The following is a 17,961-nucleotide window of genomic DNA, read 5'->3' on the forward strand; positions in this document are numbered from 1 at the left end:
TCAAGATAAGATTTCCCACCGCAAGGGTAAGACCCCAGAAAGACTATCTGGTTGATAGGTCGAAGGTGTAAGTGCAGCAATGTATTTAGCTTATCGATACTAATAGGTCGAGGACTTGACCAATATTTATTTGATGTTCATTAATTAAAATATATATGTAGTTTTTAGAGTGTTAACTTTAAAAAACTAGTTTTACTAGCTATAAAAATTTAATGCGGGTGTAGCTCAATGGTAGAGTTCTGGCCTTCCAAGCCAGCTGTGAGGGTTCGATCCCCTTCACCCGCTCCAAAAGATTATGTGGTTACAATAGCAGAGAGGATACACCTGTTCCCATTCCGAACACAGAAGTTAAGCTCTCTAGCGCTGATGGTACTTGGTGGGAAACTGCCTGGGAGAGTAGGACGTAGCCACGTAATTTTTTTTTGCATAAAATTTTATAAAAATCTAATTATTATATGTTTTTATTTGTCTTTTATAGATTTTTTTGGCAATAAATGATATAGTGAATATAATTAAATATTTAAATATTTAATTTTTTTTGTTTTTTTGTAAGTTTATTTTTATAACTTTTTTTAAAATTTTTGGGAGATACACTTTGACATATGTTTTAAAAGTAATTTTAACAGTAAGTAGGATAAAAAATAAATAAAATAGAAATTTGTGTTAAATAAGGAGATTAATATGAAAAAAAATGCAAGATTGATAACAACAGGAATTCTTTCAATGGCAATTGTTGCACCTACAATGGCATTTGCTACTGAGTCTAATGCTATGGAAAATAATGCTAACTTAAATATAAATTTGGAGAAAAAAAGTATAGTTTTAGGAAGTACATCAAAAGTAAGTGTGAAGTTTAAAGAAAAGCCAGATGCTGATAGCATTACTTTAAAATATAAATGTTATGACATGCCACTAGATACAACTCTGAACTACAATCAATCAACTGGATTATATGAAGGAACAATCAACTACAATAAAGACCCAGAATATTTAAATGTATGGGAATTACAGGGTATAACAATAAATAGCACAACTAATCCTAAGACTTTAGATAAACAAGAATTAGAAGCTATGGGATTAAATTTAAAAGATTATGATGTAACACAGGAATGTATAATTGAAGACATAACTTCAAGAAAAGATGTAAATAAATATTTGAGAAAAACTTCTGCTCCTATAACAGAACTTACAGGAAGTGATAGATATGAAACAGCAGTTAAGATAAGTAAAGAAGGCTGGAAAAATGGTTCAGATAAAGTAATTATAATAAGTGGAGATGTAAGCATCGACGGTATTATATCAACTCCATTAGCTACTACATATAATGCACCAATACTTTTAGTTGAAAAAAACAGTGTACCAGCCAGTGTAAAAGCAGAATTAAAGCGTCTAAATCCTAAAGATATAATTATAATTGGAGATGATAATTCTATTTCTAAAACTACTGCTAATCAAATAAAATCAACTGTAAGTGCTAGTCAAACACGTTTGAATGGTTCTAATAGATATGAGACATCTTTATTGATAGCAAAAGAAATAGATAAAAATCATGATGTAGATAAAGTATATATAACAAATGCAAATGGTGGAGAAGTAGATGCACTTACTATTGCAGCAAAAGCAGGTCAAGATAAGCAACCAATTATATTAAGTGATAAAGACAGTCTTACAAATGATACATATAAGTGGCTACAAAGTGAGGATTTACAAAGTGCTTACTTTATAGGTGGTCCTCAAATGTTATCAACAAATGTTATCAATAAAATAAATGATATAACTAAAGATAGTGTTACTAAAAATAGAGTATATGGAGCAGATAGACATGAAACAAATGCAAATGTAATAAAAACATTCTATACAGAGGATGAATTAGAAGCTGTTCTAGTTGCTAAGTCAGATGTACTTGTTGATGCTTTAGCAGCAGGGCCATTGGCTGCTAGTTTAAAATCTCCAATACTTATAACACCAAAAACATATGTATCTGCATATCATAAGGATAATTTAGAAGCTAAATCTGCTAATAAAGTGTATAAGATAGGAGGCGGATTAACTTCTAAGGTAATGAATTCTATAGCATCATCATTATCTAAGCATAATACAACACCAACAGACCCAGGAGCTAGTAATGGAGCAAAAACAGTTATGATTGACCCAGGTCATGGTGGCTCGGATACTGGAACAACAGGTAAACCATTAGGTGGAATTAGAGAAAAAGATTATACTTTAAATACTTCACTTGCAACAACTGAATATTTACGTTCAAAAGGAATAAATGTAATTATGACAAGAGATACAGATAAGACTTTATCACTTGGAAATAGAACTGCCCTATCTAACTCTTTAAGACCAGATTTATTTACAAGTATACACTATAATGCATCTGATACAACTGGAAATGGAGTAGAAGTATTTTATAAACTTGCAGACAAAAATGGTGGAACTACTAAAACTGTAGCTACAAACATATTAAATAGAATTTTAGAGAAGTTTAATCTTAAAAATAGAGGTATAAAAACAAGAACACTATCAACTGACCCTACAAAGGATTACTTGTATGTTTTAAGAACTAATGATATGCCAGCTGTACTTGTAGAATGTGCATTTTTAGATAATGAGAAGGATATGAGTTTATTGAATTCATCATCAAAAGTAAAGGACATGGGTACACAAATAGGTAAAGGTATAGAAGAGTCATTAAAATAGTACATAATGAAAATACTTAAAAAACTCAGCATAAATTAATTTATGACTTTAGATTTAGTTTAAATCCATAAAATAAAAATATAATTCTGTTAGTAATAAAGACTATGTATAAGTTGTTGCAGATATAAGTGCAAATAGTGTATACATAGTCTTTTTGTGTTGAAGTTTTGGTTGCTAAGTCTCAGGTGTAATTATAGAGATGTATTTAACTTCTAGGTATTAATAAGGTCGAGGACTTGAATAATATTTATATGATGTTTATTTATTAAAATATATATGTAACATTTAGAATGCAACTTTGAAAAATTAATTTTATTGACTTATAAAAATTTGATATAAAACTCTACAAAATATAATCATTATATGTTTTTATTTGTCATTTATAGATTTTTTTAGTAATAAATGATATAGTGGAAATGAGCAAATATATTTAATTATGTTTATTTTTTGTAATTGTTTATTTTTTGTAATTTAATTTTTAATAAATTTTTGCAAATTTAGATAAGCACACTTTGCTGTGTTTTAAAAAATTAAAAGATAAAAAAAGCAAGGTGAAAATCTATGTTAAGTAAGGAGATTAATATGAAAAAAAATACGAGATTAATAACAACAGGAGTTCTTTCAATGGCAATTGTTGCACCTACAATGGCATTTGCTACTGAGTCTAATGCTATGGAAAATAATGCTAACTTAAACATAAATTTGGAGAAAAAAAGTATAGTTTTAGGAAGTACATCAAAAGTAAGTATAAAATTTAAAGAAAAACCAGATGCTGATAGCATTACATTAAAATATAAATGTTATGATATGCCACTAGATACAACTCTGAACTACAATCAATCAACTGGGGTATATGAAGGAACTATAAATTATAATAAAGACCCAGAGTATCTAAATGTTTGGGAGTTACAAGGGATAACAATAAATAGCGCAACTAATCCTAAGACTTTAGACAGACAAGAATTAGAAGCTATGGGATTAAATCTAAAAGACTACAATGTAACACAGGAATGTATAATTGAAGATATAACTTCAAGAAAAGATGTAAATAAATATTTGAGAAAGACTTCTGCACCTATCACAGAACTTACAGGAAGTGATAGATATGAAACAGCTGTTAAAATAAGTAAAGAGGGATGGAAAAATGGTTCAGATAAAGTAGTTATAATAAATGGAGATGTAAGCATAGATGGTATTATATCAACTCCACTAGCAACTACATATAATGCACCAATACTTTTGGTTGAAAAAAACAGTGTACCAGCCAGTGTAAAAGCAGAATTAAAGCGTCTAAATCCTAAAGATATAATTATAATTGGAGATGATAATTCTATTTCTAAAACTACTGCTAATCAAATAAAATCAACTGTAAGTGCTAGTCAAACACGTTTGAATGGTTCTAATAGATATGAGACATCTTTATTGATAGCAAAAGAAATAGATAAAAATCATGATGTAGATAAAGTATATATAACAAATGCAAATGGTGGAGAAGTAGATGCACTTACTATTGCAGCAAAAGCAGGTCAAGATAAGCAACCAATTATATTAAGTGATAAAGACAGTCTTACAAACGATACGTATAAGTGGTTACAAAGTGAGGATTTACAAAATGCTTACTTTATAGGTGGTCCTCAAATGTTATCAACAAATGTTATCAATAAAATAAATGATATAACTAAAGATAGTGTTACTAAAAATAGAGTATATGGAGCAGATAGACATGAAACAAATGCAAATGTAATAAAAACATTCTATACAGAGGATGAATTAGAAGCTGTTCTAGTAGCTAAGTCAGATGTACTTGTTGATGCTTTAGCAGCAGGACCATTGGCTGCTAGTTTAAAATCTCCAATACTTATAACACCAAAAACATATGTATCTGCATATCATAAGGATAATTTAGAAGCTAAATCTGCTAATAAAGTGTATAAGATAGGAGGCGGATTAACTTCTAAGGTAATGAATTCTATAGCATCATCATTATCTAAGCATAATACAACACCGACAGACCCAGGAGCTAGTAATGGAGCAAAGACAGTTATGATTGACCCAGGACATGGTGGTTCAGCACCTGGAAATTCATTTGGAGGAATGATTGAAAAAGATTACAATTTAAATACTTCACTTGCAACTACTGAATATTTACGTTCAAAAGGAATAAATGTAATTATGACTAGAGATACAGATAAGACTTTATCACTTGGAAGTAGAACTGCTTTATCTAACTCACTTAAACCAGACTTATTTACAAGTATACATTACAATGGTGATAATAATAGAAAAGGTCATGGAGTAGAAGTGTTTTACAAGCTTAAAGATAAAAATGGAGGAACTTCTAAGACTGTGGCTACAAACATATTAAATCGAATTTTAGAGAAATTTAAACTTACAAATAGAGGTATAAAAACAAGAGTACTTACTAGTGACCCTACAAAAGATTATTTATACGTTTTAAGAACCAATGACATGCCAGCTGTACTTGTAGAATGTGCATTTTTGGATAATGAGAGTGATATGAAGTTAATAAATTCACCTGCAAAAGTAAAAGAAATGGGCACACAAATAGCTAAAGGAATAGAAGAATCATTAAAGTAATTAAAAATAGAGTGATTAAAGTTTAATATAAATTTATGATTGTGAGTTTATATTAAAGCTATAATTTGAAGTATGGGTGTGTAAATATATAAAGACTATATATACATTGTTGCATATACAAATGCATAACAGTGTATATATGGTCTTTTTTGTAGTTAAATGCAATAATTTGATTGTATTTTGAAAAATGCACAATATGATATAATTAGATAATATACACTTAATTTAATTAAGGAAGGTGATTATGTGGAATATTTATTAAAAAAAAGCAGTCTAAAAAAAGATGAAAATGAATCCTTAGGTAAATATAAGGAATTATTGAATAGAACTGAAAATAACTCAAGAAGTATTATTTTATTAGTACCAAATAACAATACTAGAATAAGATATGAGAGGTCATTAGAATTAGATTATAGTGAAGAATTAAAAATAACAACATATATAGGATTTGTAAAAAAAGAATTATTAAAATATTGGGCACTTATAATAGAGAAATGTGAAGGAATAAATAAAAAATCTATATCTCCAACATTTATATCAAATAGTTTAAGTGAATATTTAATAATTAAAAAAGTTAAGGAAAAAAGAGTGAAAGAAGGATATTTCGAAGATATCACAGGAACGAATAAATCAATCGCAAAAAGTATAATTACAAATATAAGTAAGTCCGCATTTAATTTAATTGACTTTGATTTTATTGGAGAAAAAATATATTCATCAAAGAAAAATAGAAATAGTATATATAGATTTTCATATACTCAGATGGATGAAATTATATCATATTATATAAATACACTGCTTTCAAATTCAATGTTAGATAATGCACTGAGTGTATATCTATATAATAATTACCTTCTTAATGATGAGTTTTATTTAAAAAATTTACTTAAAGAATTGAGATATATAGTAGTTGATAGTCTTGAAAATTCAAGTAATGCAGAAGTAGATTTTATTGAAAAGGTGTCAAGCAATGCATTAGAAAGCTATATATTCTTTGATTTTAGTAAAGATTATTCTGTATTTAATAATATTGACATGGGTTATATAAATGAAAAGATAATATCTAAAATTAAATTTAAAGAAGAAATTAACTTTGAAAAAAGTAATATAAAAATAGAAGATTTATATTTATTACCCTCAAGTATAGAATTAAATCAATCAAGTCAACTATATAATGAAATGTTAGATTTAGTGAGCGAAAAGGTTGTAACACTTATAGAAAGTGGAGTATCTCCAAAAGATATAGCAATTATATCACCTATAAACAATACAATATTGGAGTATCAAATTAGAGATTCTTTGAAAGAAAAAAATATAGATGTTTTTAACACTAAAAAAGATAAAAAAGCTATAGATTACCCATATGGAAATGCTTTAGTGGTTGCAACTTGCATATTTTATGGATATTTAGACTTTATAAAAGATGAAGAATATATAAGTTTTTTAGAGACTCTTTTAGACATAAACAGAATAAAAGCATTTAAGATTTTTAAAGAAACAAGGTATTTAGAAGTTGATAAAATAGGAGGATATAATCAATATCGTGATATTTTACAGTATATTGAAGAAAAAAAGAAAAGTGATATAAAAATACATGAATTTTTAATTCAATTTTATATAGATAAAATGTTAAATTTAAAAGATGGTAAAAAGAATGTTGGTCTATGTAAACAGATAATAACTGAAAGTGAATCATTTAGTGAAAGTGCAAACCTACTTGGATTGAAAGAAGAAAAGATTTTTATAGAAGCTTTAAAGACGACAATAAATGATTATTATTCTGTTATTGATATAGAAGAGTTAAAAAGCAAAGATAAAATAGTAATAACAACTCCTTATTCATATATATCATCAAATATAGATAGAAGTGTCCAGATATTGGTAGATATAGGAAGTAATTCTTGGAATATGAAAATAGAAAAAGATATAAGTAATTTAATTGTACTTAGAAAATCTTTTGAAGAGAAAAAAATTTATACAAATGAAATGGAAGAGTACTACAAGAAATATTATCTATATAATACAATATATAATTTATTGTTAAGTGCAAAGAAAGTTTATGCATATAAGAGTGAATACACAATTAATGGTTATATTCAAGAAAGTATGCTATATAGTATACTTTTGAAACTCTCACATAAAGGAGATAAAATTTATGATTAATATAAACTATAGAGAAGACCAAATACCAATAATAAATTATGAGGATGGAACTATGGCAGTTCCAGCAGTTCCTGGGGCTGGCAAGACATTTATAATAACCAATTTAGTAGCTAAACTACTCCTTGAACAGAAACATAAAGGTGGTAAAATATTAGTTCTTACATATATGAATAGTGCTGTAAATAATTTTAAAGGTAGAATAAAAAAAATACTTGAAGAAAACAAAATAGACGATATTAACTCATATGAAGTAATGACTATACATAGTCTAGCTGTAAAAATAATAAAGGAAAAACCCGAAATAGTAATGCTAAGTGAAGATTTTAATATAGCTGATGATTTACAAAAAAGTATTATATTAAATGAATGTATAAATAAATTTAGATTTGATGGAGGAGAAAGAGCATTTAGATGGTTTCTAAAGGAGCAAAAAGATGAGAGATGGAAAGAGATAACTCTTGAAGCTTGGGAGAGAGGTTTTTTTGAATTTGTAGGAAATGCTATAAGTGAACTTAAATACAAGGGAATTTCTCCAGATAAGCTTGAAGAGATACTATCAAGAGGGCACAAAGGCATGCTTAAAGTGATTTTGCCAATATACAAATTGTATGATAGAAAATTAAAGCAAAATGGCTTACTAGATTATGATGATATATTAATTCTAGCAGAAAAAACCTTATGCTTAGATGAAGGACTTAGAAAAAAATTCCAAACTAGATATAAATATATTTTTGAAGATGAATGTCAAGATTCAAATGAAATACAAGGGAATATAATAAAAATTATATCAAGTGAAAATAATAATTTAGTTAGAGTGGGAGATATAAATCAGAGTATAACAGGTACATTTTCATCATCAGACCCTAGGTTTTTTAAAGAATTTATAAAAAATGCAAAGTGTTGTTATAGGATGGATATGTCAAATAGAAGTTCAAAAGATATACTAGATTTAGCAAATTCACTTGTAGAATATGTCACAAAAGAATTTAAACAAGAGGAATGCAGATATGCTCTTGAGGATATGCAAATAAAAACTGTTCCAACTGGAGTTGGATATAAAGAAAACCCTAAGCCAGAGCATTATAATATAAATGTAAAATGGTATAATAGTTGGAAAAATGAAATAGAACAAACTGCTAAATATGTTAAAGGTATAAAAAAGAAATATCCAGATAAGAGTATAGGAATACTAGTTCCATTTAATGAACAAGTTACACAAGTTGCTAAGGAACTTAGAGAGTATAGTCTAACCTTTGAAGAATTGGGTCCAAATTCTTTAAGTAAAAGAAAGGTTATAAATAGCATAGCTTCTATTATAGATTTTATGCTAAACTGCGATGATATAGAAAAGTTAATAATCGTACTTGATAAGGTTTTTATAAATACAGACAATGAGATAGAAGAAAAGAATTTTTTAGACAGATTAAAAAAATATACAACAGAAGAAATTATATATGATTTGAAATTTAATAAAGATAAATTTGAATCACTAGAAATTAATGAAGAAAGCGATATATATACAAGTTTTAAATATGGTATAGATATTATAAAACAGATATTAGAATACCCAATAATAAGGTTAGACCTGCTGATACTGTTCATTGGTAAAAAGCTCAACTTAGAAAAAGAGGATAAAGCAGTATTAGATTATATATCTTTTTATATAAAGTATTTAGTTTCGGAAAATATATATATGGACTTAGAAGATGTTTACAATGTTCTATTTGATGTTAAAAATAAGGTGTTTAATCACATAATAGATGTAGTTTATGAGATAAATGGATATGAGCCAGAACCTGGTAGCATAACACTATGTAATTATCATAAATCAAAGGGGATGGAATGGGATTGTGTGTTTTTATTAGGTCTTGTTGAATATAATTTCCCTGACAATATTACTCAGAAATTTCAGAGTGATAAATGGTACTTAAAAGAAAAATACAAAAATCCAATGGCTATTATTAAGTCAGAAATTGAAGCTATATTAAAAGGTAGTATTTCAACTGATTACGCTTATCAAACTAAAATTGATTCTATAAATGAGAAGATTAGACTTTTATATGTAGGAATCACTAGGGCAAAGGAGATGTTAGTACTTTCAGGGAGTGCTTATAGAGATGAAAATGATATAGGTAATAAAAGAAAAGAACAGAATCCTTGTGTTTATTTAAGAAGGTTGAATCAATATATTATTGAGAAAAGGTCAAATTAACATATAGATGAGTTAAGTTGATATATTATTGAAAGAAATATAAGTTAATATATGATGAGTTTAGCTTATATACTATTAAAAGAATGCCAAATTAATATATAATAAATAGTTATTAAAAAATAAAGTTAAGAGAGAAGTGATATGATTGAATGATAAATTAAAATATTTTTCTTATAGTCAAAATTCAATTAACACATATAAATCGTGCCCACTAAAATTTAAATATAAGTATATTGATAAAATAAATTGGAAAAATGATGATATAGGTAGTAGAGAATATTATGATAGTTTAAAAACTGGAAGAGACTTTCATTTAATTTGTGAAAGATACTTTAGTAATATACCACTTGGAATCTATTTTAATGAAGATGATAAAAATAGTAAAAGATTTTCAAAATGGATTGAGAATATAAAAAAAATTGTTCCTATCGAAAAAGAAAAAATGTATTTACCAGAATATGAAGTAAGGATGAATTTAAATGGGGACATATTACAAGCAAAGTATGATTTAATTGTAGTTGGAAAAGGCAATATAGAGATATGGGACTGGAAAACTGAGTCTAAAAAGATTAACTATAAAAATGTGGAAAGTAGGATTCAAACAATAGTTTATATGTTTTTGGCAAAAGAAGTTATACCAAAAGTTTTAAAAATAGAAGTAAATGTTAAAGATATAAGTATGAAATATTACCAACCTGAATTTGATGATTTGCCAATTAATATCTCATATGATGAAGAAAAACATGAAGCAAATAGAAATAAGATTCAAAACTATATAAACATGATAAAAAGTACTAATTATGAAGAACATACATACGAACACAATCTATACAATGATATAGAAAAGGTATATAATAAAGAAGAACGTATGTGCTATAGAAATAAAAGTCATTGTAAGTATTGTGAGTTTAATAAATTATGCAATGACAAAGAAATAGATTATAGTATTTTGGAGGCGGAAATTTATGGGACTTAGGTTTATATTAGGTAGATGTGGAAGTGGAAAATCTACATATATATTAGATGAAATTAAAAAAGAATCTCAAAAAAATGAAATGACATCTGTTATACTTTTAGTTCCAGAACAGTATACATTTGAAGCTGAAAATAGAGTAAGCAAACTATTTTTAGGAAGAGAAAAGGACAAGTACTTAAGAGTTAGAGTGCTTAGTTTTAAAACACTGAGTAACATAGTTTTTTCTCAAACAGGAGGATTAACAGATGTAAATATAAATTCTAGTGGAAAAGCAATGATGGTGTATCGAGCGATAGAAGATGTAAGTGAAGAGTTAAATGTATTTTCAAAATCAAAGTCGCAATCTGGTTTTGTAAGTTCAATTACAGATATGATATCAGAAATGAAACAGTACAATATAAGTCCTGAAATGTTAGAAAATATATCTGGAGAATTAGAAAATGAGACATTAAGTTTAAAGTTAAAAGATATAAGTAAGATATATAATTCTTTTGAAGGAAAATTACATGAAAATTATATAGATGCTCAAGATATGTTGACTTCATTATCAGGCAAAATAGAATTGAGTAACTATTTAGAAGGAGCTTATGTTTATATAGATGAGTTTACAGGTTTTACACCAAATCAATACAATGTTATAAAAAGTATATTAAATAAAGCTAAAGATGTTAATATATCTTTGACTGTAGATAATGTTAATTATATTGGATATAGCAAAGCAGATGTATTTTCTAGAACTAAGTTTACTTATTCAAAATTAACTCAATTATGTAATGAAGAAGGAGTAAAAATATTACCACAAGTAAATTTAAATACAGGCACTATAAAAAGATTTGAAGGAATTCAAGAGTTACAACATTTAGAAAAGTTTTATAATGCTTATCCATATAAAACATATATAAATCCAACTAAAAATATAAAAATAAAAGAATTTAATAATCTATATTCAGAGGTAGAAGAAATAGCTAAAGAAATTGTACATTTGGTTAGAGACAAAAATGTTAGATATAGAGATATAACTCTTGCTACAAGAGACTTAAATAGATATGATTTTTTGGTACATTCTATATTTAATGAGTATAACATACCTAACTTTATAGATAAAAAGAGAGAAGCAAAAAGTAATCCAATAGTTATATTAATTATTTCGGCTCTAGAAATGAAAAACAGACGATATGGATATGAAACTATGTTTAGGTATTTAAAGAGTGGTCTTATAGGAATTGATAATGATGATATAAATTTACTAGAAAATTATGTACTAGCCAATGGGATTAAAGGTAAGAAATGGTTTGATGAAAAGTGGGATTATAGAATAACACAAAGTCTTACTAATGAAGAAAGTGAATTTGAGGTAGAATTAAAAGATAAAATAAATAAAATAAAAAATAGAGTATTAGAGCCAATAATAAATTTACAAGAAAAATTAAAGGGAAAAAACAGAGTAAAAGAAATTTGCAAGTATATATATGAGTTTTTACTAGATATAAATATGCCAGAAACTATAGAGAGTTTAATAGTAAATTTTAAGGATAAAGGAGAACTCGATGTTGCTAATCAGTATTCACAAGTTTGGGATATAGTAGTAGATGTTTTAGACCAAATGGTGGAACTTATGGGTGAAGAAATAATATCCTTAGAAAAATTTATAAAATTAATAACTCTTGGTTTTGATGAGTATGAGTTAGGGCTAGTTCCTCCTAGTATAGACCAAGTACTTGTAAGTAGTGTGGACAGAATGAAAAATCCAAATACAAAATACTTATACTTAATAGGAACTACAGATGGTGTATTTCCTTTAATTACAAAAGATAGTGGAATATTAAGTGATAATGATAGGGAGAGTCTTGGAAATAAAGGTATTGAAGTTGACATAGATAGTAAAACTAGAAGTTTTGAAGAACAATTTTTAGTATATAAAGCCCTTACTTCAACATCTGAAAATCTAATTATAACATATCCTATATCTGACCATGAGGGTAAGACACTTAGACCTTCAATAATTATATCAAGATTGAAGAAAATATTCCCAAATGTAGAAAATAAAAGTTATTTGATAGAAGAAGATAAAAGAACTAATGAAGATATACTTAAAAAAATAACTGTAAAATCACCTACATTTAACGAGCTTATAAGTGTAATAAAAAACTACGATAGTGATGAGTATAGCAAAGAAGAAATGAATAGTATCTGGTTAGATATATATAGATACTATCTAAAGGATGAACTATATAGTTCTATAACAAAAAAAGTTATAAAAGGTCTTAGTTATACCAATCAAGTTCATAGGATTGAAGAGAAAAAAATAAGGTCATTATATAAAAGTAATTCTCTTAGTGTGTCTAGGCTTGAAAAATATGCAGAGTGTCCATTTGCTTATTTTATACAATATGGCCTTAAAGCCAGAAAGCGTAAAGAGTATTCATTTACACCACCAGATTTAGGAACCTTTGTTCATAATATTTTAGATAGATTTTCAAAAGAACTATCACAAGATAATTTATTGTGGAAAGATATTGATGAAGAATATATAGAATTAAAGGTAGGTATTATAGTTGATGAAATAATCTCAAAGATACCAGGATATATATTAAATAGTTCTGAAAGATATAAATATCTTGCGTATAGATTGAAGAATATGCTTACAACAGCTATAAATATAATTAGCCAACAGATAAAACAAGGTTCATTTGAACCTGTAGATTATGAAGTTAAATTTGGTAAAGACGGTAAATACCCTCCTATAAAAATAGTTTTGAATAATGGAGAAGAAGTAAATTTAATCGGTCAAATAGATAGAGTAGATGAGTTTGAAGAAGGTGAAAACAAATATATAAGAATAGTAGATTATAAATCAGGTAATAAAGCTATAAGTTTAACAGAGATATACTATGGCCTACAATTACAATTACTTGTATATCTTGATGCAATCCTTGAAAGTGTAAAAGAAGAAGAAGATATAAATTTAAATCCAGCAGCAATATTATATTGTAGAATAAATAACCCAATAGCAAAGTTTAATGAAGATAAAGATGACGCTGAAATTCAAGAAGCAATATTAAAAGAGCTTAGAATGAAAGGGCTTGTGGTAAAAGATTCTCATATAATAAAAGAGATGGATAAGTCATTGATAGATGGAAAAAGAAAAAATTCATTAGTAATACCAGTAGGTCTTACAAAGGATGGAAATGTAGGTAAAAGCACATCTACAGTAAGTTATGAAGATTTTAGGTTACTTAGAAAATATGTAAAACATTCGATAAAGGATTTATGTGAAGAAATGTTGAGTGGTGAAATAAAGATATCTCCATATAAACATAAAGAGGGAACATCATGTGATTTTTGTGATTATTCAGCTATATGTCAATTTGATTCAACTATGAAAGATAATAAATATAAAATTTTAAATAATAAGAGCAATGAAGAGATAATAAAAATGATGGAAGGAGATGTTGATTGATGAGTTCTCCTAAATGGACAAAAGAGCAAACAGAAGTTATAGAAAGTAGAGACTGTAACTTACTTGTTGCAGCTGCTGCTGGGTCGGGAAAAACAGCAGTACTGGTTGAACGTATAATTCAAATGATAACAAGTAGAGAAAATCCAATTGATATAGATAAATTATTAGTAGTTACATTTACTAATGCGGCTGCATCAGAAATGAGAGAGAGAATAGGTGATGCTATAGGAAAAGCATTAGATGAAAATCCAGAAAATAAACATTTACAAAATCAACTTGTCTTATTAAATAAGTCAAGTATTACAACAATACACTCATTTTGTTTAGATGTTATAAAATCAAACTTCCATAGAATAAACCTAGACCCTAATTTTAGAATAGGAGACCAAACTGAATGCGCTATTTTGAAACAAGAGGCAATAGAAGAAGTATTTGAAAAATTATATGAAGAAAGAGAAGAGGGTTTTTTAAATTTAGTTGAAAGTTATGCAGAAAGAGGCGGAGATAAAGAGGTTCAGGATATTATTTTAGGAATATATTCATTTGCAATGGCTTCTCCTGAGCCTAAAAAATGGCTTGTTGATTCAGCAGAGAGATTTAACATTGATGAGGACTTTGATTTTTCAGAATCTATTTGGGCTAGAGCTATATTAGACACTGTAAAAATAGAAATTGATGGAATTTGCTCAAATATGGAAAAGGCCTTAAAAGAAGTTAAGTCAATAGAAGAGCTAGAAACTTTTACAGAGAAGCTTTCGATTGAGTATAAGAGAGTGGTTGATATTTCAGAAGCATGTAATAAATCATGGAATGAGGCACATAAGAAGATGTCAAGTATGTCTTTTGAAAACTATGTAAAAGGTATAAAAAGGATACCAAAAGATGCTCCTTCATATATAAAAGAATCAAAAGAAAAAGCAAAAGCAATAAGAGATAAAATTAAAAAATCTTTAGAAAGTATAATAAATGCTACATTTAATAAAGATAGCGAATCTATTAAAGACGAAATTAAGTATCTTTATAATATAGTTAAACCAATATCCAATATTGTTCTAAGATTTGAAGAAGAATACAGCAATAAAAAAAGTGAAAAAGGAATAATAGATTTTAATGATATAGAGCATTTTGCCTTAAATATACTTACGAATATAGATGAGAATGGAAATATCGTACCTTCTGATATAGCTATGGGGTATAGAGATAATTTCTATGAAATATTTATAGATGAATATCAAGATAGCAATCTTGTACAAGAAGTACTGCTCAAAACTGTAGCAAACATAGATACTCCAAATAGATTTATGGTTGGTGACGTAAAGCAGAGTATCTATAGATTTAGACAAGCAAAACCAGAGTTGTTTTTACAAAAGTACAATAACTATAAAGATGAAAAAGGAAGTTCTCACAGAAAAATAATGCTTTATAAAAACTTTAGAAGTAGAGAAGAAGTTGTAGACTCTGTAAATTATATATTTGAAAATATAATGAATGAGAATATAGGAGAGATTGAATATACAGAAAAAGAAAGACTTAATTTGGGTGCAGATTTTAAATCAGATTTAGATGAGAACTCTATTGTTGGCGGAGCAACAGAAATACACCTTATACAAAAAAATACTAAACCTAGTAATGATATTATAAATAATAAAGATAATAATGTTAATAATGAAGAAAATGAAGTAGAAGAAGATGAAGAACTAGACAATATACAACTTGAAGCTAGAATGGTTGGAAAGATTATTAAGGATTTAATGAGAGCCAATGAAGATGGAAAGATTCAAAAAGTTTATGATAAAGGAATTGATGCCTATAGACCTGTGGAATTTAAGGATATAGTGATTCTTTTAAGAGCTACATCTGCATGGGCACCTGTGTTTGCAGATGAGTTGATGAATATGGATATACCTACTTATGCTGATGTTGGAGTTGGATATTTTGATACAATTGAAATAAAAACAATACTATCATTACTTCAGATAATAGATAATCCAATGCAAGATATACCACTTATAGCTGTGTTAAAGTCACCTATATTTGGATTTACACCAGAAGATTTAATTGATATTAGAACTCAAAATAAAGATAAAACTTTTTATGAAGTTTTAGAAAGTACATCAGAGTATGATGAATTTACAGAATCACAGAATGAAAATAAGTCGGATTTTGTACCAAGTGAAGAATGTATAAATAAAAGCAAAGACTTTCTGATTAAACTAAAAGAATTCAAAGAAAAATCAATGTACATGAGTACAGATGAATTTATATGGTATTTATATACAAAAACTGGATACTATGCTTATGTTGGGGCATTACCAGGTGGAAGTCAAAGACAAGCCAACTTGAAAGTACTTTTTGAGAGAGCAAAACAATTTGAAGAGACTAGCTTTAAGGGAATATTCAACTTTGTAAATTTTATAGAGAAATTAAAAAAATCTAGCTCTGATATGGGGAGTGCAAAAACACTTGGAGAAAATGCAAATGTTGTTAGAATAATGAGTATCCATAAGAGTAAAGGTCTAGAATTTCCAATAGTTATATGTTCTGCTATGGGAAAAAATTTCAATACTCAAGATTTTAAAAAGAGTATTTTATATCATCATAACTTAGGATATGGACCTCAGTTTGTGGATTATGAGAGACGAATTTCTTTTCCAAGTATAGCTAAAGAAGCACTAAAAAGCAAAATAAATATAGAAAATTTATCAGAAGAGATGAGAGTCTTATATGTTGCATTTACGAGAGCAAAAGAGAAGCTGATTATAACAGGCTCTACTAGAAATGTACAAGATAGCATGAAAAAATGGTCCAATGGAATTGAAAATTTAGATACAATATCACAATATGAAATACTAAAAAGTAAGAATTTCTTAGATTGGATAATGCCTTGTGTATTAAAACATAAAGATTTATCTAATTTATTGGAAGATATGGGATTAGATGTGCCATTTAATGTTGAACATAATTCAAAATGGTATGGAAAGTTATGGAATAAGGATGATATTTTAATACAAAAGAAAAATGATGAAGAAAAAGAAAGTATTGAAGAAATTCTTGAAAAAATAGATGTAGATGAGCCTGATGGCGATTATTATGCTGAAATAGAAGAAAAGTTAAACTATATATATCCATATGAATTTAGTACAAAAAAACCTGCTAGTATATCAGTTACAGAAATAAAAAAGATACAAAATAATTATGAAGAAGAGTTGATAAATACTATATTCGAACAAAAAATAACCTTAAAAAAACCTCTATTTATTCAAAATGATGAAGAAAAAGAAAAAATAAATGGAGCAGAAAGAGGTACAATAATTCACTTAGTTATGGAAGTTTTAGATTTAAAGAAGGTAAACAACATAAGTGATATAAAGATGCAAATAAAAAGTTTTATTTCAAAGGGTATAATAACAGAAAAGCAAGCTAGTATAGTAAATCCTTATAAAATATATAAATTTTTTACATCTAATATAGGAAAAAGGATGTTAAATGCTGAACTTATAAATAGAGAAAAGTCAATTTATGCACAAGTAAATATGAAAGATATATATCTTTATGAAGAATTGATAAAAAATGATGATAAGAAAATTTATGACAAAGAAAGTGTCATGTTAAGAGGTATAGTTGATGCTTATTTTGAAGAAGATAATCAGATAGTTTTAGTAGATTATAAAACAGATTTTGTAAATGAAGAAAATATAAATCAGATAATAGAGAAATATAAGAGACAATTAGATTTATATGCAGATGTTATTGAAACTTTAACTGGAAAATCAGTAAAAGAAAAATGTATATATTTATTTGGAATTGATGAGGCTGTTTGTTATTAATTATTTTGATATAAATTAGACA

7 protein-coding genes, 1 tRNA gene and 2 rRNA genes are annotated in these 17,961 nt (G+C 27.1%); all 10 read left to right on the forward strand.

The genetic code is table 11. The annotated features are described in order from the left end of the window. Positions 1–123, forward strand: a 23S ribosomal RNA gene (locus IC219_RS11000); the annotation flags it as partial. Between the two features lie 91 nt (positions 124–214). Next, positions 215–288: transfer RNA gene (locus IC219_RS11005), tRNA-Gly, on the forward strand. Positions 289–296: 8 nt separating this feature from the next. Then, positions 297–413: ribosomal RNA gene (gene rrf / locus IC219_RS11010) — 5S ribosomal RNA — on the forward strand. Positions 414–681: 268 nt separating this feature from the next. Further along, positions 682–2,703, forward strand: coding sequence for an N-acetylmuramoyl-L-alanine amidase (locus IC219_RS11015; RefSeq protein WP_227853331.1), 2,022 nt, complete (start codon positions 682–684; stop codon positions 2,701–2,703). Positions 2,704–3,285: 582 nt separating this feature from the next. Beyond that, entirely contained in the window at positions 3,286–5,301 is a 2,016-nt protein-coding gene (locus IC219_RS11020; RefSeq protein WP_227831272.1) for an N-acetylmuramoyl-L-alanine amidase, read from the forward strand. Between the two features lie 246 nt (positions 5,302–5,547). Then, complete coding sequence (locus tag IC219_RS11025) at positions 5,548–7,464, forward strand: hypothetical protein (protein WP_227434000.1); 1,917 nt, start codon at positions 5,548–5,550, stop codon at positions 7,462–7,464. Next, complete coding sequence (locus IC219_RS11030) at positions 7,457–9,676, forward strand: ATP-dependent helicase (RefSeq protein ID WP_227831271.1); 2,220 nt, start codon at positions 7,457–7,459, stop codon at positions 9,674–9,676. Before IC219_RS11025 ends, IC219_RS11030 begins: the two co-directional genes overlap by 8 nt. A 145-nt stretch (positions 9,677–9,821) precedes the next feature. Beyond that, positions 9,822–10,652: a PD-(D/E)XK nuclease family protein gene (locus tag IC219_RS11035; RefSeq protein ID WP_227434002.1), complete on the forward strand. Its 831-nt coding sequence runs from the start codon at positions 9,822–9,824 to the stop codon at positions 10,650–10,652. After that, on the forward strand, positions 10,642–14,112 hold the full coding sequence (gene addB, locus IC219_RS11040) for a helicase-exonuclease AddAB subunit AddB (RefSeq protein ID WP_227831270.1): 3,471 nt from the start codon (positions 10,642–10,644) through the stop codon (positions 14,110–14,112). The genes IC219_RS11035 and addB overlap by 11 nt, the downstream gene beginning before the upstream one ends. Then, on the forward strand, positions 14,112–17,939 hold the full coding sequence (gene addA / locus IC219_RS11045; protein WP_227831269.1) for a helicase-exonuclease AddAB subunit AddA: 3,828 nt from the start codon (positions 14,112–14,114) through the stop codon (positions 17,937–17,939). The genes addB and addA overlap by 1 nt, the downstream gene beginning before the upstream one ends. Positions 17,940–17,961: the final 22 nt, after the last annotated feature.

The organism is Clostridioides sp. ES-W-0018-02 (assembly GCF_020658175.1).
GTDB lineage: Bacteria > Bacillota > Clostridia > Peptostreptococcales > Peptostreptococcaceae > Clostridioides.